The organism is Paracoccus sp. J55 (assembly GCF_000513975.1).
Classification (GTDB): domain Bacteria; phylum Pseudomonadota; class Alphaproteobacteria; order Rhodobacterales; family Rhodobacteraceae; genus Paracoccus.
The window spans coordinates 151,934-174,038 of sequence record NZ_AZVA01000008.1 but is presented as its reverse complement, the minus strand read 5'-3'; the positions used below and the strand labels follow the sequence as shown (position 1 = coordinate 174,038).

The 22,105-nt window shown below is 70.0% G+C and carries 22 protein-coding genes; 9 read left to right on the top strand and 13 right to left on the bottom strand.

Annotated features, from left to right (window positions below; genetic code table 11):
• Nucleotides 1–806: 806 nt before the first annotated feature.
• The 5 genes from PARJ55_RS0110235 to PARJ55_RS0110215 are packed head-to-tail and all read right to left on the bottom strand — an operon-like array spanning nucleotide 807 to nucleotide 6,343.
• On the bottom strand, nucleotides 807–1,577 hold the full coding sequence (locus PARJ55_RS0110235; protein WP_028712954.1) for an enoyl-CoA hydratase-related protein: 771 nt from the start codon (nucleotides 1,575–1,577) through the stop codon (nucleotides 807–809).
• A 9-nt stretch (nucleotides 1,578–1,586) separates the two neighbouring features.
• Nucleotides 1,587–2,714 (bottom strand): acyl-CoA dehydrogenase family protein, encoded by a 1,128-nt coding sequence (locus PARJ55_RS0110230; RefSeq protein ID WP_028712953.1) that lies wholly within the window; start codon nucleotides 2,712–2,714, stop codon nucleotides 1,587–1,589.
• Nucleotides 2,711–3,892 (bottom strand): acetyl-CoA C-acyltransferase, encoded by a 1,182-nt coding sequence (locus tag PARJ55_RS0110225; RefSeq protein WP_036714004.1) that lies wholly within the window; start codon nucleotides 3,890–3,892, stop codon nucleotides 2,711–2,713. The genes PARJ55_RS0110230 and PARJ55_RS0110225 overlap by 4 nt, the downstream gene beginning before the upstream one ends.
• An 11-nt stretch (nucleotides 3,893–3,903) precedes the next feature.
• On the bottom strand, nucleotides 3,904–4,671 hold the full coding sequence (locus PARJ55_RS0110220) for an SDR family NAD(P)-dependent oxidoreductase (RefSeq protein WP_028712951.1): 768 nt from the start codon (nucleotides 4,669–4,671) through the stop codon (nucleotides 3,904–3,906).
• Between the two features lie 7 nt (nucleotides 4,672–4,678).
• Nucleotides 4,679–6,343 carry an acyl-CoA synthetase gene (locus tag PARJ55_RS0110215; protein WP_028712950.1) on the bottom strand — a complete coding sequence of 555 codons (1,665 nt, stop codon included), beginning with the start codon at nucleotides 6,341–6,343 and terminating at the stop codon, nucleotides 4,679–4,681.
• A gap of 128 nt (nucleotides 6,344–6,471) precedes the next feature.
• Between PARJ55_RS0110215 and PARJ55_RS0110210 the strand changes: the two genes are divergently transcribed.
• Nucleotides 6,472–7,494 (top strand): AraC family transcriptional regulator, encoded by a 1,023-nt coding sequence (locus tag PARJ55_RS0110210; protein WP_028712949.1) that lies wholly within the window; start codon nucleotides 6,472–6,474, stop codon nucleotides 7,492–7,494.
• Here PARJ55_RS0110210 and PARJ55_RS0110205 read toward each other — a convergent pair.
• From PARJ55_RS0110205 to PARJ55_RS0110195, 3 genes are all read right to left on the bottom strand, one after another.
• The gene (locus PARJ55_RS0110205; protein WP_232215690.1) at nucleotides 7,451–8,392 is read right to left on the bottom strand and encodes a helix-turn-helix domain-containing protein; all 942 of its coding nucleotides are present in this window, start codon (nucleotides 8,390–8,392) and stop codon (nucleotides 7,451–7,453) included. The two genes, PARJ55_RS0110210 and PARJ55_RS0110205, sit on opposite strands and share 44 nt — an antisense overlap.
• Nucleotides 8,393–8,579: 187 nt before the next feature.
• Nucleotides 8,580–9,683 carry a ParB N-terminal domain-containing protein gene (locus PARJ55_RS0110200; protein WP_028712947.1) on the bottom strand — a complete coding sequence of 368 codons (1,104 nt, stop codon included), beginning with the start codon at nucleotides 9,681–9,683 and terminating at the stop codon, nucleotides 8,580–8,582.
• The gene (locus PARJ55_RS0110195) at nucleotides 9,680–10,984 is read right to left on the bottom strand and encodes an AAA family ATPase (RefSeq protein WP_028712946.1); all 1,305 of its coding nucleotides are present in this window, start codon (nucleotides 10,982–10,984) and stop codon (nucleotides 9,680–9,682) included. The genes PARJ55_RS0110200 and PARJ55_RS0110195 overlap by 4 nt, the downstream gene beginning before the upstream one ends.
• 484 nt (nucleotides 10,985–11,468) lie before the next feature.
• Here PARJ55_RS0110195 and PARJ55_RS0110190 point away from each other — a divergent pair, with 484 nt between their 5' ends.
• The 8 genes from PARJ55_RS0110190 (at nucleotide 11,469) to PARJ55_RS0110155 (ending at nucleotide 17,949) form a co-directional block, all read left to right on the top strand.
• Nucleotides 11,469–12,143: a hypothetical protein gene (locus tag PARJ55_RS0110190; RefSeq protein ID WP_028712945.1), complete on the top strand. Its 675-nt coding sequence runs from the start codon at nucleotides 11,469–11,471 to the stop codon at nucleotides 12,141–12,143.
• 92 nt (nucleotides 12,144–12,235) lie between these two features.
• Nucleotides 12,236–12,493 (top strand): PepSY domain-containing protein, encoded by a 258-nt coding sequence (locus tag PARJ55_RS0110185; protein ID WP_028712944.1) that lies wholly within the window; start codon nucleotides 12,236–12,238, stop codon nucleotides 12,491–12,493.
• Nucleotides 12,494–12,632: 139 nt separating this feature from the next.
• The gene (gene bioB / locus PARJ55_RS0110180; RefSeq protein WP_028712943.1) at nucleotides 12,633–13,595 is read left to right on the top strand and encodes a biotin synthase BioB; all 963 of its coding nucleotides are present in this window, start codon (nucleotides 12,633–12,635) and stop codon (nucleotides 13,593–13,595) included.
• On the top strand, nucleotides 13,592–14,713 hold the full coding sequence (locus PARJ55_RS0110175; RefSeq protein ID WP_028712942.1) for an aminotransferase class I/II-fold pyridoxal phosphate-dependent enzyme: 1,122 nt from the start codon (nucleotides 13,592–13,594) through the stop codon (nucleotides 14,711–14,713). The genes bioB and PARJ55_RS0110175 overlap by 4 nt, the downstream gene beginning before the upstream one ends.
• Nucleotides 14,710–15,327, top strand: coding sequence for a dethiobiotin synthase (gene bioD / locus PARJ55_RS0110170; protein WP_028712941.1), 618 nt, complete (start codon nucleotides 14,710–14,712; stop codon nucleotides 15,325–15,327). Before PARJ55_RS0110175 ends, bioD begins: the two co-directional genes overlap by 4 nt.
• On the top strand, nucleotides 15,327–16,607 hold the full coding sequence (gene bioA, locus PARJ55_RS0110165; protein WP_028712940.1) for an adenosylmethionine--8-amino-7-oxononanoate transaminase: 1,281 nt from the start codon (nucleotides 15,327–15,329) through the stop codon (nucleotides 16,605–16,607). The genes bioD and bioA overlap by 1 nt, the downstream gene beginning before the upstream one ends.
• Complete coding sequence (locus tag PARJ55_RS0110160; RefSeq protein ID WP_028712939.1) at nucleotides 16,604–17,209, top strand: pimeloyl-ACP methyl esterase BioG family protein; 606 nt, start codon at nucleotides 16,604–16,606, stop codon at nucleotides 17,207–17,209. The genes bioA and PARJ55_RS0110160 overlap by 4 nt, the downstream gene beginning before the upstream one ends.
• Entirely contained in the window at nucleotides 17,206–17,949 is a 744-nt protein-coding gene (locus tag PARJ55_RS0110155) for a methyltransferase domain-containing protein (RefSeq protein ID WP_028712938.1), read from the top strand. The genes PARJ55_RS0110160 and PARJ55_RS0110155 overlap by 4 nt, the downstream gene beginning before the upstream one ends.
• Here the strand turns inward: PARJ55_RS0110155 and PARJ55_RS0110150 are convergent.
• Genes PARJ55_RS0110150 through PARJ55_RS0110130 form a run of 5 tightly spaced genes read right to left on the bottom strand, consistent with a single transcriptional unit; the run spans nucleotide 17,946 to nucleotide 22,104 of the window.
• Nucleotides 17,946–18,614 (bottom strand): GntR family transcriptional regulator, encoded by a 669-nt coding sequence (locus PARJ55_RS0110150; protein ID WP_028712937.1) that lies wholly within the window; start codon nucleotides 18,612–18,614, stop codon nucleotides 17,946–17,948. The genes PARJ55_RS0110155 and PARJ55_RS0110150 overlap by 4 nt on opposite strands.
• Before the next feature lie 54 nt (nucleotides 18,615–18,668).
• Nucleotides 18,669–19,238 carry a 2'-5' RNA ligase family protein gene (locus PARJ55_RS0110145; protein ID WP_028712936.1) on the bottom strand — a complete coding sequence of 190 codons (570 nt, stop codon included), beginning with the start codon at nucleotides 19,236–19,238 and terminating at the stop codon, nucleotides 18,669–18,671.
• A 48-nt stretch (nucleotides 19,239–19,286) separates the two neighbouring features.
• A complete protein-coding gene (locus PARJ55_RS0110140; protein WP_028712935.1) occupies nucleotides 19,287–19,931 on the bottom strand; it encodes an LUD domain-containing protein in 645 nt (214 codons plus the stop codon).
• Nucleotides 19,928–21,337 (bottom strand): lactate utilization protein B, encoded by a 1,410-nt coding sequence (locus PARJ55_RS0110135; RefSeq protein ID WP_028712934.1) that lies wholly within the window; start codon nucleotides 21,335–21,337, stop codon nucleotides 19,928–19,930. Before PARJ55_RS0110135 ends, PARJ55_RS0110140 begins: the two co-directional genes overlap by 4 nt.
• Nucleotides 21,334–22,104 (bottom strand): (Fe-S)-binding protein, encoded by a 771-nt coding sequence (locus tag PARJ55_RS0110130; protein ID WP_028712933.1) that lies wholly within the window; start codon nucleotides 22,102–22,104, stop codon nucleotides 21,334–21,336. The genes PARJ55_RS0110135 and PARJ55_RS0110130 overlap by 4 nt, the downstream gene beginning before the upstream one ends.
• Nucleotide 22,105 lies beyond the last annotated feature (1 nt).

The following is a 22,105-nucleotide window of genomic DNA, read 5'->3' as shown; positions in this document are numbered from 1 at the left end:
GTTCTGAGCCAGGATCAAACTCTCAAGTTGAAAGCCACCGAAGCAGCTATCCTTGACAGAAGAACCTTGCACATCTGTCACCCGCGACTAGCGGGTGATCATCTCTGCTTGTCGTTCCACAAAACGTGAACCGTCAAACAGTGAAGCTGACACCTGGATCATCGGGTTCCCCCTACCAGGCCGATATGCAAACTCCCTCGCCGAAAAACGACCAGACCGCCCGCATATCCCTTCAGATATACCATAATGTCAAAAAGCAGAGGAAACAAAATCGCGGAAGATGCGTCATTCGCTTGACGCCCCGTCCGGTCAGTCATTCCCAGATTGTCTCGGTTCCGCTCCCGCTTCCCCGTCCCGTCCGACGCTGCCGTCGTTCGGTGAGCGGGTATCTAGACCCCGCAAAACAAACCCGCAAGACCAAAAATAAAGAAAAATGACAGAAGAAGGTAACTGCCCGTAAAGTAAGAGGAAAATGGGGAAAGCCTCCGTGGGCCGCAGGGCCTCGGTCTCTTCGAGGGAAGCTTCCTGCTCGGCGCCGATTCTGCGCGCATTGCTCTGATAGCGCGGGAAACCGCAGCTTTTGCTGGATAGCGGCGGCGGAACGGGCGGCGGGGCATGATTCTGGCAGGAAAGAATCCTGTCGGGATTCGCAGAATCGGCCACCGGCCCCATGCGACGCTCCGGATATGGAGCGTCCTGCAGGGACGGGGGGCTCCGCCCCCCGCCCTTCCGGCCCCTGGACGGGGCCGGAAGGGCGTCCCCCGGAGTATTTGGGAAACGGAGAAAGCCGGCAGACCCGAAGAGATTCAGTCGGGGTGGAACTCCGGCTTGCGCTTTTCCAGGAAGGCCCGCATGCCCTCGCGCTGGCCTTCGGTGCCGAACAGCCGGTGGAACAGCCGACGCTCCCAGGCGACGCCCTCGGCCAGCGACAGCTCCTCGGCCCGCATCACCGCCTCGCGCGCCAGCCGCGTCGCGGGCCGCGAATAGCCGGCGATCTGCTTCGCCGCCGCCATCGCCTCCTCGACCACCTGATCGTCCGGCACCACACGCGCCACCAGCCCGGCGCGCAGCGCCTCGGTCGCGTCCATCATCCGGCCGGTCAGGTGCAGGTCCATCGACAGCGCCCGGCCGATCAGTTTCGTCATGCGCTGCGTGCCGCCCATGCCGGCGATCACGCCCAGCTTGACCTCGGGCTGGCCGAATTTCGCGCCCTCGCCGGCGATGGCGAAATCGCACATCATCATCAGCTCGCAGCCGCCGCCCAGCGCATAGCCGTTCACCGCCGCGATCTTGGGGGTGCGCGTGGCGGCGAAGCGGTCCCAGGTCGAGAAGAAATCGGCCTCGACCATCTCCTCGGCGCTCTTCTCGGCCATTTCCGAGATGTCCGCGCCGGCCGCGAAAGCCCGCTCCGAGCCGGTGACGACGATGGCGCCGACGCCCCTGTCGGCATCCAGCGCCTCGGCCGCCGCCGTCAGCTGCTCGGCCAGCGCCGAGTCCAGTGCGTTCAGCGCCTCGGGCCGGTTCAGCCGGATCAGCGCCACCCGGCCCTCCCGCGTGATCTCGATCAGTTCAGCCATGCTCCCCCCTCACAGGTTGCGGGCGATGACGAGGCGCTGCACCTCGCTCGTGCCCTCATAGATCTGACAGACGCGCACGTCGCGATAGATGCGCTCGACCGGGTAATCGGCCAGGTAGCCATAGCCGCCATGCAGCTGGATCGCCGCCGAACAGACCCTTTCCGCCATTTCCGAGGCGAAAAGCTTGGCCATGCTGGCCTCGGTCAGGCAGGGCTTGCCGGCCTCGCGCAGCATGGCGGCGCGCAGCACCATCAGCCGCGCCGCGTCGATCTGCGTCGCCATGTCGGCGAGCTTGAAGGCCACCGCCTGATGCTCGATGATCGGCCGGCCAAAGGTGATGCGTTCCCGCGCATAGGCCAGGGCCGCCTCATAGGCGCCGCGCGCCATGCCGACCGCCTGCGCGGCGATGCCGATGCGCCCGCCCTCCAGGTTCGACAGCGCGATCTTGTAGCCCTCGCCCTCCGCCCCCAGCCGGTTCTCGACCGGCACGCGCATGCCGGTAAAGGCCAGCGCGCAGGTGTCCGAGCTGTGCTGCCCCAGCTTGTGCTCGACCGAGACCACCTCGTAGCCCGGCGTATCCGTCGGCACGATGAAGGCGGAAATCCCCTTCTTGCCGGCCGCCGCATCCGTCACCGCAAAGACGATCACCACCTTGCCGTTCTTGCCCGAGGTGATGAACTGCTTGGCCCCGTCGATGACGTAATGGTCGCCCTCGCGCCGCGCCTTGGTGCGCAGGTTCGAAGCGTCCGAGCCGGCATGCGGCTCGGTCAGCGCGAAACCGCCGATCCACTCGCCGCTGGCCATCTTCGGCAGGAAGCGCGCCTTCTGTTCGTCGGTGCCGAAGCGCAGGATCGGCACGCAGCCGACCGAGCTGTGCACCGACATGATGGTCGAGCATGCCCCGTCCGCCGCCGCGATCTCCTCCAGCGCCAGCGCATAGGCGACCGCGCCGGTCTCGGACCCGCCATGTTCCTCGGGCACCAGCATGCCCAGAAAGCCCAGTTCGCCCATCTCGGTCAGCTCGGCGCGCGGAAAGGCATGCTCGCGGTCGCGCTGCGCCGCCCCCGGCGCCAGCCGTTCGCGCGCAAAGTCGCGGGCAGCGTCGCGGATCTGTTCCTGTTCCTCGGTCAGCATCATGGCATCCTCTCGATGGCCACCGCCGTCGCCTCGCCGCCGCCGATGCACAGGGACGCGATGCCGCGCTTGCCGCCATGCGTCTCCAGCGCCGCCAGCAGCGTCACCAGCACCCGCGCGCCGGATGCGCCGATGGGATGGCCCAGCGCGCAGGCGCCGCCATGCACGTTGACCACCTCATGCGACAGGCCAAGATCGCGCATCGCCGCCATGGCGACCACCGCGAAAGCCTCGTTCACCTCGAAGAGGTCGTAATCCGAAAGCGCCGTCCCCGTCCGCTCCAGCAGGCGCCGGACCGAGCCGATGGGCGCGGTCGGGAACAGGCTGGGCTTGTCGGCATAGGTCGCGTGCCCCAGGATGCGCGCCCGCGGCACCAGCCCGCGCCGCTCGGCCTCGGATGCCCGCATCAAGACCAGCGCCGCCGCCCCGTCCGAGATCGACGAGGAATTCGCCGCCGTCACCGTGCCCCCCGGCCGGAAGGCGGGCTTCAGCGTCGGGATCTTGTCCAGCCGCGCCTTGCCCGGCTGCTCGTCGGTATCCACGACCGTCTCGCCGCCGCGGCCGCTGACCGTCACCGGCGCGATCTCGCCCGCGAAATGCCCGGCGGCAATCGCCTTCTGCGCCCGGGTCAGCGAGGAAATCGCGAATTCGTCCTGCGCCTCGCGGGTGAACTGATAGGCTTCCGCGCAATCCTCGGCGAATGTCCCCATCAGCCGGCCCTTGTCATAGGCATCCTCCAGCCCGTCCAGGAACATGTGGTCCATCACCTGGCCATGCCCCATGCGATAGCCGCCGCGCGCTTTGGGCAGCAGATAGGGCGCGTTCGACATGCTCTCCATGCCGCCCGCCACCACCACCTCGGCGGAGCCGGCGACAATCAGGTCATGGCCCAACATCGCCGCCTTCATGCCCGAGCCGCACATCTTGTTGACGGTCGTGGCCCCCGCGCCCAGCGGCAGGCCCGCGCCCAGCGCCGCCTGCCGCGCCGGGGCCTGGCCCTGGCCGGCGGGCAGCACGCAGCCCATGATGATCTCGTCCACCGCCTGCGGGTCCAGCCCGCCCAGCGCCGCCTTGATCGCGGTCGCGCCCAGCGCGGCGGCCTCGACCCCGGCGAAATCGCCCTGGAAGCCGCCCATCGGCGTGCGGGCCGCGCCCGCGATGACAATCGGATCGCTATCCATGATGAACCCCCTTATTTCGGTGCCATGCGCAGCGCGCCGTCCAGCCGGATGACCTCGCCGTTCAGCATCTGGTTTTCGACAATATGGCGCACCAGCGCCGCATATTCTGCCGGATTGCCCAGGCGCGGCGGGAAAGGCACATTGGCGCCCAGGCTGTCCTGCACCTCCTGCGGCAGCCCGGCCATCATCGGCGTGGCAAAGATGCCCGGCGCGATGGTCACCACCCTGATGCCGTGCCGCGCCAGTTCCCGCGCCGCCGGCAGGGTCAGCGCCGCGACGCCGCCCTTCGAGGCTGCATAGGCCGCCTGCCCGATCTGCCCGTCATAGGCCGCGATCGAGGCGGTGTTGACGATCACCCCGCGCTCGCCGCCCTCGCCCGGTTCATTGCGCGCCATGGCATCGGCGGCCAGCCGCAGCATGTTGAAGGTGCCGACCAGGTTGATCTGGATGGCGCGGGCGAAACTCTCCAGCCCGTGCGGCCCCTCGCGCCCGACGATCTTCTCGCCCGGCGCCACGCCGGCGCAGTTCACCGCCACGTCGATCCGGCCGAAGGCCTCCAGCGCCGCGGCCACCGCCGCCTCGCCCTCCGGGCCGCTGGTCACGTCGGTCCTGACAAAACGCGCCGCCTCGCCCAGTTCCGCCGCCATGGCCGCGCCAGCCTCGGCGTTGACGTCCAGCAACACCGCCCGCGCGCCCGCGCCGGCGGCCATGCGCGCCACCGCCGCGCCCAGGCCGGAACCGGCGCCGGTGACCAGAAAAACCCTGTTCTCGATCTGCATGATGTCCTTACTCCCGGGCCAGTTTCTCGACTTCCGCCTTGCGCAGGATGAAGCGCTGGATCTTGCCGCTCGGCGTCTTGGGCAGGTCGGCGACGAAATCGATCATCCGGGGATAGGCATGGGCCGACAAGCGTTTCTTGACATGCTGCGCCAGTTCCTCGCGCAGCGCCTCGGTCCCCTCGGCCCCCTTGGCCAGCACGACGAAGGCTTTCACGATCTCGGTCCGCTCGGGGTCGGGCACGCCGACCACCGCCGCCTCGACCACCGCGGGATGCTCGATCAGCGCGCTTTCCACGTCGAAGGGCCCGATGCGATAGCCCGAGGAGGTGATGACATCGTCCGACCGGCCGATGAAGCTGATCGACCCGTCCGGCTCGAACTCCACGCTGTCGCCGGTGCGGTAATAGCCCCCCGCCAGGGCCGGCGTCGCCTGGTTCAGATAGCCCGAGAACCACATCAGCGGCGAGCGTTTCATGTCGATGGCCAGCACGCCCGGCTGGTTCGGCCCCAACTCGTTGCCGTCATCGTCCAGCACCACCACGCGATAGCCCGGCATGGCCAGGCCCGCCGAGCCCGGACGCACCGGATGCTCCAGCCCGTGATGGTTGTTCACGCACATGCCCATCTCGGTCTGGCCATAATGGTCGTGGATCGGCACCGAAAGATGCTCGCCGAACCAGCGGATGATCTCGGGGTTCAGGGGCTCGCCGGCGGAACTGACCACCCGCAGCTGCCCCTTGACCGCCGCGGCCGCCTCCGGCCCCGCCGCGATCAGCAGCCGGTAGGCGGTGGGCGAGCCGGCAAGGCTCGTCACCCCCATGCGCCCGATGATGCGATAGGTGCTCTCGGCGGTAAAGCCGCCCTCGTAGAAGATCGTCGGCTGGCCCAGCAGCAAGGGCCCGGTCAGCGCGTAGTAAAGCCCGTAAGCCCAGCCCGGATCGGCGATGTTCCAGAACACGTCCGTCTCGCGCAGGTCGATGGCGTCGCGCATATAGGCGCCGAAGGCCAGCAGCGCCCGCAGCGGCACCGGCACCCCCTTGGGCAGCCCGGTGGTGCCCGAGGTTGACATCATCATGAACAGGTCCTCGCCGCGCCGCATCACCGGCTCGAATGCGTCCGAGGCCATGGCCAGCGCCGCGCGGAAATCCACGTCGCCCGGCGCCAGCGGCGCCTCGCCGCGCAGGGTGGCGACCAGCGGGCAATCCTCGACCTCGTCCAGCTTGGGCCGCTGCGCGGCATTCGTCACCACCAGCTTGGCGCCGCTGGTCTTCAGCCGGTGCTCGATGGCCTTGGGACCGAAGGCGGTGAACAGCGGCTGATAGACCGCGCCCAGCCGCCAGGCGCCCAGCACCGTCGCGACCAGCTCGACCGTGCGCGGCAGCAGCCCGGCCACCACGTCGCCCGGCCGGACGCCCTTGTCGCGCATCAGGTTCGCCGCCCGCGCCGACAGCGCGCGCAGATCCTCGAATGTGTATTCCGTCAGCGCCTCGTCGGCCGAGAGGCAGCGCAGCGCCACCCGATCCGCGCCGCAATGGCGGTCGCAGCATTCGACGCAGGCGTTCAGCCCGGTCTCCAGGTCGCCGCGCAGCCCGGCGATGGCGTCCTCGATGCGGAATTGCGCCACGGCCTGCTCATAGCCGGGCCGCGACCGGGACAGGGTCGTCGCAGACATGTCTTTCCTCCTCAACTCTCCCGCATTCCCGCGGGCTCCTCGAGTTCGGCGGCAGCTTAGCGCCGGATGCATTGCAAACAATGACATTCGCGGCCAGAATATCTGATCGGTTTTGCAATACGGCCGCCATGGAACGCCGCACCATCTCCCCCGGCTTCGTCGAGGACGCGCTGGACTGCCTTCACCGCCGCGGCATCGACCCGGCGCCGCTGCTGGCCCATGCCGGCATCGCGGCCTTGGGCGAGCCGGTCTCGAACCTGCAATACGGCAAGCTCTGGCTCGCCATCGCCGAGCGGATCCGCGACGAGTTCTTCGACGAGGCCGCCCGCCCCATGCGCCCCGGCAGCTTCCAGCTGCTCTGCCATGCGGTCCTGCATGCCGGCACGCTGGAGCGCGCGCTGCGCCGGGCGCTGCTGTTCCTGTCCGTCACCCTCGACGACCCGACCGGCACGCTGCGCCTGCGCGACGGCCAGACCGAGATCGTGCTGGGCGACGCCGGCCCGCCGCGCCGCGCCTTCGCCTATCGCACCTATTGGCTGATCCTGCTGGGGGTGATGTGCTGGCTGATCGGCCGCCGCATTCCGCTGATGCAGGTCGATTTCGCCTGCCCCGCACCGGAAAACCGCCGCGACTACCACCAGTTCTTCGGCGCCCCGGTGCATTTCGGCCAGCCCGCCAGCCGCCTGAGCTTTGCCGCCAGCTACCTGTCCCTGCCCACCATCCGCAGCGAAAAGGCTCTGGAAACCTTCCTGCGCGGCGCCCCCGCCAACATCCTGCTGCGCTATCGCCACGACCAGGGGCTGTCGGCGCGGATCCGCGCCCGGCTGCGCGCCGCCCCGCCCGAGGACTGGCCCGATTTCGACCGCCTCGCCGCCGAGCTGCGCCTGGCCCCCGCCACCCTGCGCCGCCGCCTGCGGGCCGAGGGCCAGGGCTTCGCCGCCATCCGCGCCGAGATCCGCCTGATGCGCGCCCGCCAGCTTCTGCGCGAAACCGGGCTCAGCGTGGCCGAGATCGCCGCCCGGCTCGGCTATGGCGAACCCAGCGCCTTCCACCGCGCCTTCCTCAAGCTCGCCGGCACTACGCCCGCCGCCTTCCGCCGCGACGCGCTCAGCCCGCCAGCACCCACAGCCGGAACCGCCGCCCGCCGGTGATCTCGCGCGCCAGCCCCAGGTCGCGCATCCGCGCCAGCAGCCGCTCGGCGGTGTCGCGGCTGATGCCGGCGCTTTCCTCCAGCATCGCCGCGCTCAGCAGCGGATGCGCGGCCAGCGCCCGGACCACCCGGCCCGGATTGTCGCCCTTGATGCGCGCCACCGCCGCCAGCGCCCGGACCTGCCACTCCGCCACCCGCGCCAGTTCGTGCCGCGCATCGGCGATGCCGGCCGTCACCGCCGCCAGATGCCCCGCCATGCGCTCGGCGGGCGTGCCGGCATCGACCCAGACGGCGCGGCCATGCCGGCCCAGCGGCACGAAGCGCAGCGCCTCGCAGCCCGCGGCCATGTCGCGCGCCGTCCAGGTGGCGGGCTCGGCCAGCAGCTCGGGCGCCGACAGCCCGCAAAGCCGCCACAGCACCCGCAGCGCCGGGGCCCGCGCCAGCGGCTCCAGCCCCGAGACCTGCGCCGCAAGCTCGCGGAACTCGCCGACGGCGGCGTCGAAATCCTGCCCCGTCGGCCGCAGCGCCAGCAGGTCGTCCAGGCCCGAGACCTCGGCCCGGTGCAGGCCCAGAAAGCCGCGCAGGTCGCGCGGATCGCCCTGCCCCTCCAGCCGCCGGATGCCCCAGCGCGCCAGCCGCATCGCCTCCAGATCGGCGCCGGCCCGCGCCTCCATCAGGTCGCGGCCGATCTCCTCGCGGCGCAGGGGCGTGCCCTGGGCCCAAAGCATCGCCTCGACCTCGACCAGCGCCAGCCGCCGGTTGGCGCCGGCCCGCGCCTCGGGCTCCAGCGCCGCCAGCGCGCCCTCCAGCCGCCCCAGCGCGAAGGCCGCGCGCGCCAGATCGGCGGCCAGCCCGGCCTGGGCGGAAAGCCACGCACCCGCATCAAAAAGCTGGCGCACCCCCCGTGTTCCGTGATATTCCATGTCCGAAGCGGATGGCATGTTTCCCGACCTGCAAGCAATCTTATCCGCAGAATATCCCCATTTTGCGGATCACTGGAAGGGGGCTTTCCAGCCCCCCGCCGCACCCCCTTTTCCGGCCCGGAAACCCGCGCCCTCGGGGGCAGGATCTTCCCCGCGGGGAAGATCAGTCCAGGCTCTCCAGCATGGCGCGCACCGCCGCCTCCAGCTTGCGCCGGTCCACGGCCGAGAAGTCGCGCGGCAGGCGGATCTCCAGCCGGCCGTTCGAGGCGGTGCATTTCGCGCTGCCATGTGGCTGCTGGATCTGGAAGCTGACGCGGGCCTTGCCGGCCGGCACCGACGGCGCCCGGCTGCGCGGTGCGGCCGGGCCCGCCTCGCCATCGCCCCCCTGCCCCGCATAGCGCCGCAGGATGTCCAGCTCGTCCCGGATCGAACGCGTGTCCCAATCCTTCAGCTCGGCCCGGATCGCCGCCGCCATGCCCGGCACCTCGTCCAGCCGCTGCGCCAGCGCCAGCCCCAGCGCGCGCGGGATTTCCGGCGCATACATCAGCGACTCGCCAAGCGCCTCGATCACCCGGATGAAGCTGCGGATATAGCTGCGCTTCTGGTAGCCGGCCGACTTGAACAGGATCGCCACCGCCTTTTCCGGGTCGTGCTCCTCGGTCATCGGGTCCATGGCGTAATGCAGCGCCAGCTGCGCCATCTCGGCGAACGAGATGTCCTTGCGCACCATGTTCTCGTCGACCATGCGCCGGTAAAGGCTCTCCAGCTCGTCGCCGCGGGCCGCGATCCCGGCCGGAATCCGGCCCCATTTCTCGGCATCGCCGGTCTCTTCCAGCAGCTGGCGATAGGCCGACAGCCGGCGCCAGCCCTGGATCAGCTCATAGCGGCCCTCGCCCGCCGGCTCGACCCGGATCGGGTTCGACAAGCCGATCTCGCGGATGGATTCGACCAGTTCCGACAGCTCGTAATCCGGCCCGGGCGCACGGTCGCGGATCAGCTTGCGGGTGTCGATGGCATCCAGCGGGATCATGTCGGTGATCAGCCCGGCGCGCTTCAGCCGCACATGCTCCTGCGCCAGCGCATCGTTTTCGGCGCGGATCTGCGCCTCCAGCCGGGCACGGTCGCGGGTGGATTCCGCCGTCTCGCTGATCGCCGTCGCCATCGGACCGCGGCGATGCTCCTTTTCCTCCTTCCCCGCGGGGAAGGTTTCCGGCGCCGCCTCGGCATCCGGCATCTCGATCTCGAACATGCGGCGCTTGCGGGTCATGCCTCATCCTCCAGCTTGTCCCAGGCGGCGACGACATGGGACTTGAACTCCTCATAGGCCTGATCGAAGGTCGCCCGCGCCCGCCGCCAGGTGCCGCGCGTCATCTCGCGATAGTCGATCTCGTAGATCGAGGACAGGAAGCGTCCGGATTGCTCGACCGCACGGGTCAGCTCGATCGGGTGCTGGGCCATGTGATTGCCGAAGACCTGCTGGAAGGCGCCATACATCGCCTGATGCAATTCGTTCGAGGGCTCGAAGCGGGTCATCAGGAAGCGGATGTCGGCAAAGGCCTTGGGCAGCTTGATCTTCCCCGTGGGGAAGTTCTCGAAACCATGCGACAGGTCCTCCAGCGCCTCGGAAAGCTGGCCGATGAAGCTGGTGGTCGAGTCGTATTCCCAATAGCCGGGGCCCGAAGGGATATAGAGCATGTCGGCGGCAAAGACGGCATTCATCGACTGGTAGCCGATGGCCGGCGGGCAGTCGAACAGGATCAGGTCATAGGCATCGTCCGCCAGGCTGTCGAGGAAGCGCGACACCGCGCCGAAGAAGGTCCATTCCGGGTTCAGATGCCGATACTGGGCGCTGGCGAACTCGACGAAGGCGGCATTGGCGCAGCTCGGCACGATGTCGATGGTGGACCAGGCGGTCGGCTTGATGAAATCGGCCGGGCGCAGCGTGCCAAGCCCCATGGCGCGGATCGAGGCCGGCAGCTTGCGCTGGGGCAGGGCGGTGCCGCTTTCCGCGCCGCGTGCGGCGGCGTTCATGCGGTCGGTCTCGCGCTCCAGGTCGCGGGCCATGATGCCCCAGACGGTATGGTCCTCGCCGACATCGGTCAGGCCCATGGAATGGCTCAGCGTCGCCTGCGGGTCGAAGTCCACCACCAGCACCCGATAGCCGTCCAGCGCCGCGGCATGGGCGAAGTGCAGCGCCACGGTCGACTTGCCGGCGCCGCCCTTGAAATTGGCGATGGCGGCGCGGAAGGCGCGCTTGCCCTCGGGCCGCCAGGGCATCAGCGTCTTGCGGTTGATGCGGATGCGGCGGCGCAGCTCGTTGATCTCGTCGAGCGAGAACCAGCGCTGGCGGCCGTCCTCCTCGACTTCCCCGAGGGGAAGGTTCGGCTCGGCCGCCAGCTTGCCGCGGAAGGTGGACTGGTTGATGCGGAAGATCAGCTCGGCGACCTCCCAGCTGGAAAAGCGGCGCAGGGTCTTCTCGTTGGCCGGGCTGAAGGTCTGGCGCCGGATCCAGCCCTGCATCTTCAGCGATTGCGCCTGCAGCTTGGCGAGGTCTTCATGCGTGTACATAGGATGCCTGTATTGATAGGACGCAGATTTTCTTCCGTTTCGCTTTTACGCCGGATTTGCACTTTTGGCAAAAGGCGTTTTCATTGACCGTGCCAAGATGCGGAAAATCCCGGATTTCCCGGCCCCCGCCGGCGAATCGCCCGGCGAATCCCCTGGCCGGACCCGGCCGGACGCAAAGCCGGAAATGGGGGACGCCACGACCCGGAGCGTGCCGGAATAGGGGACAAAACCGCGCGATAGGGGGACGTTCAGGATGTCCCGCTATACCATTGATACCGTTTTTTCTTTGATGATTTGGGCCGGAAAATCGGCCCGGCTGGGAATCGCTTGACAGAATCGGATTTCAGGACGCAAATACGAAACAGATGGCGAAAAGCGTTTCAAACGGCACCAGACCGACGCCGTCATCCGGGTTCTGACCCAGCAGGCAGGGCCCATCGGGCAGAGGAAAGGCAGCCGGACGCATCCGGGGGCAGGAGCAGACATGCAGGTGATCCGTGCCGTCGGCCGAGAGGCCGCGGCCAAGAAATACGATTTGCTCTCGGCGATGATGGCGCACGGGCTGGCCGGCGACAAGCATCGCCAGCGCCTGGTGCTGCGGCTGATGGCACTGATCACCACCCGCTATAACTGGCAGCGCGACGAGCTGACCATCGGCCAGCGCGAGATCGCCCGGCTGTGGTGCGTCGACGAGCGCACCGTCAAGCGCGAGATGGCCAAGCTGCGGGCGCTTGGCTGGATCGAGATCAAGCAGCAGGGCGCGCGGGGACGGGTCTCGGTGCTGCGGCTGAATCTTGAACGCATCTTGTTGGATACAAAGGCGGAATGGCCGAATATCGGCCCGGATTTCGTCGAGCGCGTCGGCGGCCAGCGCGCCGAGCCGGCCAGTAATGTCGTGCCGCTGCACCGGCCCGAACCGATGCCGGCAGAGGGGCTGTGGGCCGAGGCGCGGGCCCGGCTGGCCGAGGAGGATCCGGCGCTGTTCGACGCCTGGTTCGCCGGGCTGATCGAGGCCGAGCGGACCGAGACATGCCTGACCCTGTTCGCCCCAAGCCGCTTTCACGCCGCCTATGTGCAGACGCATCTGCTGGAGCGGCTGCGCATCGCCGTGCAGCGCAGCGACGGGCGCGTCGGCAAGGTGCGCCTGATCGGTCCCTGAGCCGCGCCGCGAATCGCTCGGCGCTGTAAGCGGGCTGTAAGCCTGACCCTGCTAAGACGGTCGTGCAGAACGCAAATGCAGGAGAGGGAATCATGCGTCTTGTCACTTTGATGCTGGCCATTCCGGCCTTGGCGAGCCCGGCCGCCGCCCATGACCGCTGCACTGTGCCGCAGGAGCAGCGCCGCCCGGCCACTGCGTTGCGCGCCGAACTGACGGCCAAGGGCTGGACCGTGGGCAAGATCGAACTGGAGGAAGGCTGCTACGAGGTTCGCGGAGAGGACCAGACCGGCCTGTCGGTCGAAGTCCTGTTCGATCCGGTCAGTTTTCAGGAAATCGGCCGGGATGATTGAACAGGCGGCGCGCCTCTGGTGGAAGGCGCGCGCCGCGGCTCCGTGATCGTTTCTGAGAATAATAGATAATATATATGGATTAACAAAGCGCCTCCGGCGGTTTTATAGATATCTCCACATGAGGCTTAGGGAGGTATCCATGCCCCAGCAAGCGCGCCGCGCCGCCGAGATCTATCACCAGCCGCTGATGGACCTGCTGTTTCAGGCCCAGACCGTCCACCGGGCGCATTTCGACCCGAATCTGGTGCAATGCTCGAAGCTGTTGTCGATCAAGACCGGCGGTTGCCCCGAGGATTGCGCCTATTGCGCGCAATCGGCGCGCAACGGCTCGGAACTGTCGGCCTCGAAGCTGGTCGAGGTGCAGCGGGTGCTGGCCGAGGCCAGGCGCGCCAAGGAAGCCGGGGCCACGCGCTATTGCATGGGCGCCGCCTGGCGCTCGCCCAAGGAACGCGACATGCCCGCCGTGCTGGCGATGATCCGCGGCGTCAAGGCGCTGGGGATGGAGACCTGCATGACGCTGGGCATGCTGGACGCGGACCAGGCGCTGCGGCTGAAGGATGCGGGGCTGGATTACTACAACCACAATATCGACACTTCGGAATGCTATTATTCCGAGATCATCACCACGCGGACCTTCCAGGACCGGCTGGACACGCTGGACCGGGTGCAGGCGGCGGGAATCAATGTCTGCGCCGGCGGCATCGTCGGCATGGGCGAGACGGCCGAGGACCGCATTTCCATGCTGGAGACGCTGGCCGGGCTGGAGGTGCCGCCGCAATCGGTGCCGATCAACATGCTGATGCCGATGGCGGGCACGCCCCTGGCCGATGTGCCGAAGCTGGACCCGATCGAGATGGTGCGCACCATCGCCACGGCGCGCATCCTGATGCCGGCATCCTATGTGCGGCTCTCGGCCGGGCGGTCCGAGATGAGCGACGAGATGCAGGCCATGTGCTTCCTTGCCGGTGCCAATTCGATCTTTGTCGGCGACACGCTGCTGACCGCGGGCAACCCGGGCGAGGACAAGGACGCGGTGCTGTTCGCCAAGCTCGGGTTGCGCGCCGAGGTGCTGGACGCCGCGTCCGAGGGCTGTGCGGCATGAGCTTCCCTCGGCACGCGGCGGCGCTGGAGGCGCTGGCGCAACGCGGCCGGCTGCGGCGGCTGGCGCCGGCTGCGGGGCTGGATTTCGCCTCGAACGACTATCTTGGGCTGGCGGGGTCGGACCTGCTGGCCGGCGCGGCGCGGGATGCGCTGGCGCGCGGCGTGCCGGTCGGGGCAGGGGGGTCGCGGCTGCTGCGCGGCAACCATGCCGAGCATGAGGCGCTGGAGGCCGAGGCGGCCGCGTTCTTCGGCGCCGAGGCCGCCTTGTATATGGGCGGCGGCTTCCAGGCCAATCAGGCGATCTTTTCGGCGCTGCCGATGCAGGGCGATCTGGTGCTGCATGACGCGCTGGTCCATGCCAGCGCGCATGAGGGGATGCGGCTGGGCCGGGCGGAATGCCGCGGCTTTGCCCATAACGACACGGGCGATGCGGCGCGGGTGATCGCGGACTGGCGCGCCTCGGGCGGGCGCGGCCGGGTCTGGATCGCGGTCGAAAGCGTCTATTCGATGGAGGGCGATCTGGCGCCGCTGGAGGCGCTTGCGGCATTGGCGGCGCGCGAGGACGCGGTGCTGGTGGTGGACGAGGCGCATGCGACCGGCGTTTTCGGCCCGCAGGGCAGGGGGCTGGCGCATGGACTGGCCTGCCCGCTGGTGAGCCTGCATACCGGGGGCAAGGGGCTGGGCGGCTCGGGCGCGCTGGTCTGCGCCGACCGGGCGCTGGTCGAGACGCTGGTGAACAAGGCGCGGCCCTTCATCTATGCCACCGCGCCCTCGCCTTTGTCGGCGGCGGTGCTGCGCGCGGCCTTGCGGGCGCTGGCGGAGGTGCCGGCGCTGGTCGAGGGCGCGCGGGCGCGCATGGCGCTGGCAGCCGAGGCGGCGCGGGATTGCGGGATCGCGGCGCAGAGCCAGATCGTTCCGGTACTCGTCGGCGAGGATTTCCGGGCGCTGGCGATGGCCGCGGATTTGCAGGCGCGGGGCTTCGACATCCGCGCCATCCGGCCGCCCACCGTGCCGAAGGGGACGGCGCGGCTGCGGGTCTCGGTCACCGGCAATGTCGGGGCGGGGGATATCGCGGCGCTGTTCGCGACCATCGCGGCGCTGGAAAGGGCGGCGGCATGAGCGCGGTCGTGGTCGCCGGCACCGATACCGGCATCGGCAAGACCGTGTTCAGCGCCGGGCTGACCCGCGCGCTGGGCGCGAGTTATTGGAAGCCGGTGCAGGCCGGTCTGGAGGAGGAGACCGACAGCGAGGTCGTGGCGCGGCTTTCCGGGCGTCCGGTGCTGCCCGAGGCCTATCGGCTGCGCCTGCCCGCCTCGCCGCATCTGGCGGCCGAGCGCGAGGGGGTTGAGATCGATCCGGCGCGGCTGGCCTTGCCCGCGGTGGCCCCGCTGGTGGTCGAGGGGGCGGGCGGGCTGATGGTGCCGCTGACCCGGCGCCTGCTTTATCTGCAGGTGATCGCGGGCTGGGGGGCGCCGGTGGTGCTGTGCTGCCGCACCGCGCTTGGCACCATCAACCATGCGCTGCTGTCGCTTTGGGCCCTGCGCGCCGCCGGCTGCCGGGTGGCCGGCGTGGCCTTCATCGGCGCGGAGGCCGAGGACAGCCGCCGGGTGATCTGCGAGATCGGCGCGGTGCGCGACCTGGGCCGGCTGCCGGTGCTGGAAAGGGTGACGGAGGAGGCGCTGGCCGATGCCTTCGCCGGCATCGACGTGGCGGCGATCCGGGGGGTGCTGTGATGGACGCGGCGTTCGACCGGCGGCACCTGTGGCATCCCTATTCCTCGATGCGCGATCCGGGGCCGGTGCATGAGGTCGCGGCGGCCGAGGGGGTCTGGCTGGAACTGGCCGATGGCGCGCGGATGATCGACGCCATGTCGTCATGGTGGGCGGCGGCGCATGGGCATCGCCACCCGAAGCTGGTCGGGGCGATGCAGGCGCAGCTGGACCGCCTGCCGCATGTGATGTTCGGCGGGCTGACGCACGCCCCGGCCGTCGGGCTGGCGCGGCGGCTGGTCGCGATGCTGCCGGCGGGGCTGGGCCGCATCTTTTACAGCGACAGCGGCTCGGTCGCGGTCGAGGTGGCGCTGAAGATGGCGGTGCAGGCGCAGCTTGGGCTGGGGCAGGCGGGGCGGGTGGCTTTCGCCAGCGCCCGCGGCGGCTATTACGGCGATACCTGGAAGGCGATGAGCCTCTGCGATCCGGTGACCGGGATGCACCGTCATTTCGGCGCCGCCTTGCAGGTGCAGCATTTCGTGCCGCGCCCGCCCATTCCCTTCGGCGCGGAATGGGACGAGGACCCGGCGCGGAACGGGCTTGCCGCGGTCGAGACGCTGTTTGCCGAAAAGGCGCATGAGATCGCCGGCTTCATCGTCGAGCCGGTGGTGCAGGGCGCGGGCGGCATGTGGTTCTATCACCCGCGCTGGCTGGCCGGGCTGCGCGCGCTGTGCGACCGGCACGGCGTGCTGCTGATCCTGGACGAGATCGCCACCGGCTTCGGCCGCACCGGCACGCTTTTCGCCATGGAACGCGCCGGGGTGGTGCCGGATATCCTGTGCCTCGGCAAGGCGCTGACCGGCGGCATGATGAGCTTTGCCGCCACCGTCGCGTCAGGCCGGGTGGCCGAGGCGATTGCGGAGGGGCCGACGCCGGTGCTGATGCACGGGCCGACCTTCATGGGCAATCCGCTGGCCTGCGCCGCGGCCTGCGCAAGCCTCGATCTGCTGGCGGAAGGCGCATGGCCGGGGCAGGTCGCGGGGATCGAGGCGGGGTTGCGCCACGGCCTTGCCCCGGCGCGCGGGTTGTCCGGCGTGCGCGATGTGCGGGTGCTGGGCGCCATCGGGGTGATCGAGACGCAGGCGCCGGTGGACATGGCGCGCGTGCACGGGTTCTGCCGCGAGCGCGGGGTGTGGCTGCGGCCCTTCGGGCGGCTGCTTTACTGCATGCCGCCCTTTGTCGCCCGGCCCGAGGAGGTGGCGCGCATCTGTGCCGCCATGGTCGAGATCGCGGGCTGGCGATGAGGGCGGAATGGCTGCGCCGCACGGGCGCCGAGGAGCTGATCGTGGTGCTGACCGGCTGGGCGGTCGGGTCCGCGCCGCTGCGGCATCTGGCCGGGCCGGCCGATGTGCTGGTGCTGTCGGATTACCGCGAGCTGACGCCGCCGGACTGGCCCGGCGGCTATGCGGCGATGGACCTGGTCGCCTGGTCCTTCGGCGTGGCGGCGGCCTGCCATTTGCCGGATCTGTGGGGCTTTCGGCGCAAGGTGGCGGTCTGCGGCTCCTGGGCGCCTTGCGACGACGATCTGGGGATTCCGCGCGATATGGTGCGCGCCACGGCGGAGAATCTGTCCGAAGCCTCGCTGCGGCAATTCGCGCGGCGGGCGGGGTGTCCCATGGCGTCGGGCGGCGCCGATCTGGCCGCGCTGCGCGAGGAGCTGGAGGCGGTGATGGACCGGGACAGCGGGCGGGACCCCGGCTTCGACCGCATCTGGCTGGGCGCCGCCGACCGCATCTTTCCGCCGGAGAACCTGCGCCGTGCCTGGTGGGGCGGGCCGGTTGCGCTGCTGGATTGCGGGCATAATCCCTTTGCGCAATGGCGCGACTGGTCCGAGGTGCTGGCATGAACGCGCTGGCCGGGCGGGTGGCGCGGTCCTTCGCGCGCGGCATGGCGACCTATGACGGGGCGGCGCTGGCGCAGCGCCGGATTGCGGCGCGGCTGTTCGCGGCCTATCGCCGCGCCGCGCCGGGGCATTGCCCGGCAAGGGTGCTGGAGGCGGGTTATGGTTCGGGCCATCTGACCCGGCACCTGCTGGGGTTGCGGCCGGCGCGGCTGTGGCTGAACGACCTGGCGGCGCCGGAACTGCCGGGCGTCGCGGCGGGCTACCTGCCGGGCGACGTGGCCGAGGTGGCGCTGCCGGGGGCGGTGGAGCTGGCCGCCTCGGCCTCGATGATCCAATGGGTTCCCGATCCGGCGTGGGTCGTCGGCCGGCTGTGCCGGGCGGTGGCGCCGGGTGGGTATCTGGCGCTCTCGGGCTTCGCGCCCGGACATTTTCCCGAGTTGCGCGACCTAGGCAGCCGGGCGGCGGCGCCGTCCTATCTGACCGGGGAGGAGATGGCGGCGCTGCTGCCGGCGGGCTGGCAGGTCCGGGGCGCGGGGGAATGGCGCATCGCGCTGCATTTCCCCGGCGCGCTGGAGGTGCTGCGGCATCTGCGCGCCACCGGGGTCAACGCCTGCGCCGGGCAGATCCGTTCACCCGGGGCGCTGCGCGATTTCATGGCGCGTTACGAGGCGCGGCAGGGCGGGGGGCGAGGCGTGGCCCTGACCTATGTCGCAAGCTGGCTGGTGGCGCGAAAGACGCCCTAGCCGTGGATGGCGAAGGCGTCGCGCTGCTTGTCGCCGCTGCCGGGCACCGGGCGGCGGCCGATCCAGCGCACATGCCGCGCCAGCGTGGCGCAAGCCAGGTCTACCTCGCCCTTGCGCAGCGCGGCCAGGATGGCGCGGTGGTCGTGGTCGGTGCGCGTTTCCCAGTTCGACTGCCAGGCGGCGAACAGGAACCGGGCGCTGGCCGCATGGAGGTCGTCGATGGCGGCGAGCAGGCGCGGCATGGCGCAGGGGGTCAGGATCAGCTTGTGAAAGCGGCGGTTCGCCGCCTCCCAGCTGCGCACGTCGCGCGAGGCGTCGCCGGCCTTGGTCGCCTCTTCCGCCGCGTGCAGGATCGCCGGGGTCAGGTGCGGCGCGGCGTGGCGCAGCGCGAGTTCCTCGAGCGCGGCGCGCATCTCGGCCACCTCCTTGACCTCGGGCAGGTCGAAGGCGGCGACGCGCACGCCGCGGCGCGGTTCGCTGATCGCCAGGCCTTGGGCTTCCAGCCGGCGGAAGGCCTCGCGCACCGGGACGTGGCTGGCGCCGAATTCCTCGGCGATATGGTCCTGGCGCAGCCGCTCGCCCGGGCCGATCTCGCCCGATACGATCCGGTCGGCCAGCACGCGGCTGATGCGGACCGCCAGGGTTTCTTCCGTTCCTGCGCTCATGGCGGCATGGATAAGCCGGGGGGCGGGGATTGTCGATAAGGCTTCGGGGCCGTTTCAGGGCAGCCGCCAGCGCGCCAGCGGAACATGCCGGCCCAGGCCCTGCAGGCTGTCGATCAGCACCAGCTCGTCCACGCGCCAATGCACGGGCGGCACGGCGATGCCTTCGGGCGGCAGGGGCTTGCCATAGGCCAGGGTCACATGCGGGGTGACGCGGTGGCGGGCGACGGCCAGCCCGGCGGCAGCGAGGCGCTGCCAGAGCGTCTGGCACAGCGCGTCCGGGGCGGGGTTTTCCTGCTGGCCGACCAGCACCAGCGGCCGGTCGCGGCGGCGCGGCGGGCCGAAGGTGGTCAGCCGGTCCAGCACCAGGTCGAAGGCGGGAAAGTCGAGCCCGTCGAGCGGCCGGCCAAGCGCCTCGGCCATGCCCGGCGCCAGCTGCGGGGTGCGCAGCACCGGCAGGATGGTCATGTGCAGCGTGGCGCGGCGAAAGCGGTCGCGGCGGTTCGCGAGGCGCCAGGCGTCCTCGATCTGCGCCGCCACCCCGGGCGGCGGGATGGCGACGAAAAGCAGGAAATGCTCGCGGGGGATGTCCTGCGGCCTTTCCTGCGTTTGCGGGGCGTCGGTCATCGCGGCCTCCCATGGCTGCCGCCATGCTAGGCCAGATCGCGGCGGCGGTCAGCCCGGTTCCGCGATCAGGATCACATGCAGGAAGCCGGGGCCGTGGGCGCCGCGCACATAGCTGCCCTCGATATCGGTGGTGCCGCTGGGGCCGGTGATGAGGATGGCGTTGCGCGGCACGGTCTCGGCCGAGAGGCGGGCGGCGTAGTCTTCCAGATAGGGCAGGAGCGTGGCTTCGCGCAGCAGCACGACATGGTGCAGCGGCAGGAAGGCCATGAGGATCGGGTTTTCCGGTCCCGAATGGATGACCAGCGAGCCGCTTTCTGCGATGCCGTGCAGCGCGAGGCCGAGCGCGGCGGGCTCATCCGGGGCGATGCCCGGATGCGGGGCGAGGCCCGACCAGTCGAGCGCCGCCAGGTCCGGCGCGGGCTGCATGGCGAAGCGGGGCGGTAGGCCATGGGCGTCGAGATAGCGGGCCATGGCCCGCGGCACCTCGGCCAGGCTGGCCACGCGGTCGATGCTGGTGCCGAGCGCGGTCGCCTTCTGCGCGAAGGCGTCGGGCAGGCTCGGCGCGGCCAGGCGCGGGCGGGCGATGTCGGCGGGGTCGAGCAGGGCGGCGGCCTCGTCCGCGATCTGCGCCGGCGGCTTGCCGGGGCCGAGGGCCGTGCGGATCGCCGAGAGGATGCGGGTGCGGGCGGTCATTTGCGGCCTTTCTGCCGGGCGCGGTATTGGTCCATGAAGCTTTGCGCCGCCGGGCGGGGCAGGTTGCGGTGATCGGTCCAGCCCCCGGCCAGCGGCAGGCGCGCGATCCAGCCGCCCTTGCCGAACAGCCGCATCAGCGGCAGGCTGATGCGGGTGGCGAGGCGATAGAGCCGGGGGCGGCGGGCCAATTGCGCCCAGATCCCGATGCCGGCGCGGAGCGATCCGGGCTCCAGCCCCTCGCGCCAGCTGCGGCGGCGCCAGGCGCGCAGAAGGGTGGGCAGCGGGATGCCGACCGGGCAGACCTCGGCGCAGCGGCCGTTCATGGTGCAGGCATTGGGCAGGTCGCGGGACGCCGCCAGCCCGTCCAGCACCGGCGTCAGCACCGAGCCCATCGGGCCGGGATAGGTGCCGCCATAGGCATGGCCGCCGATCTGGCGATAGACGACGCAATGGTTCATGCAGGCGCCGCAGCGGATGCAGCGCAGCATCTCGCGGAACTCGTTCGCCAGCATCTTCGTGCGGCCGTTGTCGACCAGGACGATATGCATCTCCTCGGGGCCGTCGGCATCGCCGGGGCGCCCGGGGCCGGCGTGGAAGGTGGTGTATTGCGTCATCTCGCCGCCGGTGGCCGAACGCACCAGCAGGCGCAGCAGCGCGAAGGCATGGGCGGTCGAGGGCACCAGCTTCTCGATCCCCGCGGTCACGATATGGATGCGCGGCGGCGTGGTGGTCAGCTCGGCATTGCCCTCGTTGGTGACCGTGCAGGTGGCGCCGGTATCGGCGACCAGGAAATTCGCGCCCGAGATGCCGATATCGGCGGACAGGAATTTCTGACGCAGCACCCGGCGGGCACTTTGCACCATGGTCGCCGGGTCCTCGGCGGCGGGGGGCGGCTGGTGACCGGCCTTGAAAAGCTCGGCCACCTGTTCGCGGGTGCGGTGCATGGCGGGCCAGATGATATGCGAGGGCGCCTCGCCCGCCAGCTGGATGATATGCTCGGCCAGGTCGGTCTCGACCCGCTCGATGCCGGCATCGGCAAGGGCGTGGGGCAGGCCGATTTCCTCGCCCAGCATGGATTTGGCACGGGTCACGAGCTTGGCGTCGGCGGCCAGGCAGATGCGGGTGACGATGGCGCGGGCCTCGGCATCGTCGGCGGCCCAGTGGACCTGCGCGCCGCGGGCGGTGGCGTTCCGCTCGAACAGTTCCAGGTAATGGTCGAGATGGGCGGTGACATGGTCCTTGATCGCCTTGCCGCGGGCCCGGGCGGCTTCGAATTCCGGGAAGGCGGCGACGGCGGCGGCGCGCTTCCTTTCGGCATTGCCGGTGGTGCGGTCGATGGCGACCTTCAGCACCGGGTCGGCCAGGGCCGCCCTGGCGCGGTTCTTGAAATCGGGCAGGGCGCTCATGATGCCTCCTCGCCGATGGCGGGGCCATCCGCCTGGCCGGCCAGCACCTCGACGGTGTGGAAGCAGCGCGTCTTTGCGCCGCGGCGGTTGAGCTTGCCGGCCATGTTCATCAGGCAGCCGAGATCGCCGGCCAGCAGGATCTCGGCGCCGGTCTCCTCGATGGCCTCGGCCTTTTCGGTGACGATGGCGTTCGAGATGTCGGAATATTTCACGCAGAAGGTGCCGCCGAAGCCGCAGCAGACATCGTTGCCGGGCAGGCCGCGCATCTCCAGCCCTTCGACATGGCTGAGCAGCGCGCGCGGCTGGGCGGCGATGCCAAGCTCGCGCAGGCCCGAGCAGCTGTCGTGATAGGTGGCGGAGGCATTGAGCCTCCGCCCCGCGGGCGCGTAGCCCATGACATCGTAGAGGAAGCTGGTGATCTCATGGGTTTTCGCCGCCATGGCTTGGGCGCGGGCGGCCCAGTCCGGGTCGCCCGCCAGAAGGTCCGGGTAGCCATGCACCATGGTCGCCGCGCAGGAGCCCGAGGGCAGGACGACATGGTCGTAGCCCTCGAACGCCGCGATGGTCTGGCGGGCCAGATGCGCCGCGTCGCGGTCGTCGCCGCTGTTCAGCGCCGGCTGGCCGCAGCAGGTCTGGGCCTGCGGCACCTCGACCACGCAGCCCGCTTCCTCAAGAAGCTGGAGGGTTGCGAAGCCGATCTGCGGGCGGATGGCGTCGACAAGGCAGGTCACGAACAGACCGACCGTCGGTTTTGGCTCTCCGGTCATG

What these genes read in the sequence shown, in the direction of transcription:
- PARJ55_RS0110235 (WP_028712954.1), bottom strand. Translation starts at nt 1,577, where the DNA reads ATGGCTGAACTGATCGAGATCACGCGGGAGGGCCGGGTGGCGCTGATC.
- PARJ55_RS0110230 (WP_028712953.1), bottom strand. Translation starts at nt 2,714, where the DNA reads ATGATGCTGACCGAGGAACAGGAACAGATCCGCGACGCTGCCCGCGAC.
- PARJ55_RS0110225 (WP_036714004.1), bottom strand. Translation starts at nt 3,892, where the DNA reads ATGGATAGCGATCCGATTGTCATCGCGGGCGCGGCCCGCACGCCGATG.
- PARJ55_RS0110220 (WP_028712951.1), bottom strand. Translation starts at nt 4,671, where the DNA reads ATGCAGATCGAGAACAGGGTTTTTCTGGTCACCGGCGCCGGTTCCGGC.
- PARJ55_RS0110215 (WP_028712950.1), bottom strand. Translation starts at nt 6,343, where the DNA reads ATGTCTGCGACGACCCTGTCCCGGTCGCGGCCCGGCTATGAGCAGGCC.
- PARJ55_RS0110210 (WP_028712949.1), top strand. Translation starts at nt 6,472, where the DNA reads ATGGAACGCCGCACCATCTCCCCCGGCTTCGTCGAGGACGCGCTGGAC.
- PARJ55_RS0110200 (WP_028712947.1), bottom strand. Translation starts at nt 9,683, where the DNA reads ATGACCCGCAAGCGCCGCATGTTCGAGATCGAGATGCCGGATGCCGAG.
- PARJ55_RS0110195 (WP_028712946.1), bottom strand. Translation starts at nt 10,984, where the DNA reads ATGTACACGCATGAAGACCTCGCCAAGCTGCAGGCGCAATCGCTGAAG.
- PARJ55_RS0110190 (WP_028712945.1), top strand. Translation starts at nt 11,469, where the DNA reads ATGCAGGTGATCCGTGCCGTCGGCCGAGAGGCCGCGGCCAAGAAATAC.
- PARJ55_RS0110185 (WP_028712944.1), top strand. Translation starts at nt 12,236, where the DNA reads ATGCGTCTTGTCACTTTGATGCTGGCCATTCCGGCCTTGGCGAGCCCG.
- bioB (WP_028712943.1), top strand. Translation starts at nt 12,633, where the DNA reads ATGCCCCAGCAAGCGCGCCGCGCCGCCGAGATCTATCACCAGCCGCTG.
- PARJ55_RS0110175 (WP_028712942.1), top strand. Translation starts at nt 13,592, where the DNA reads ATGAGCTTCCCTCGGCACGCGGCGGCGCTGGAGGCGCTGGCGCAACGC.
- bioD (WP_028712941.1), top strand. Translation starts at nt 14,710, where the DNA reads ATGAGCGCGGTCGTGGTCGCCGGCACCGATACCGGCATCGGCAAGACC.
- bioA (WP_028712940.1), top strand. Translation starts at nt 15,327, where the DNA reads ATGGACGCGGCGTTCGACCGGCGGCACCTGTGGCATCCCTATTCCTCG.
- PARJ55_RS0110160 (WP_028712939.1), top strand. Translation starts at nt 16,604, where the DNA reads ATGAGGGCGGAATGGCTGCGCCGCACGGGCGCCGAGGAGCTGATCGTG.
- PARJ55_RS0110155 (WP_028712938.1), top strand. Translation starts at nt 17,206, where the DNA reads ATGAACGCGCTGGCCGGGCGGGTGGCGCGGTCCTTCGCGCGCGGCATG.
- PARJ55_RS0110150 (WP_028712937.1), bottom strand. Translation starts at nt 18,614, where the DNA reads ATGAGCGCAGGAACGGAAGAAACCCTGGCGGTCCGCATCAGCCGCGTG.
- PARJ55_RS0110145 (WP_028712936.1), bottom strand. Translation starts at nt 19,238, where the DNA reads ATGACCGACGCCCCGCAAACGCAGGAAAGGCCGCAGGACATCCCCCGC.
- PARJ55_RS0110140 (WP_028712935.1), bottom strand. Translation starts at nt 19,931, where the DNA reads ATGACCGCCCGCACCCGCATCCTCTCGGCGATCCGCACGGCCCTCGGC.
- PARJ55_RS0110135 (WP_028712934.1), bottom strand. Translation starts at nt 21,337, where the DNA reads ATGAGCGCCCTGCCCGATTTCAAGAACCGCGCCAGGGCGGCCCTGGCC.
- PARJ55_RS0110130 (WP_028712933.1), bottom strand. Translation starts at nt 22,104, where the DNA reads ATGACCGGAGAGCCAAAACCGACGGTCGGTCTGTTCGTGACCTGCCTT.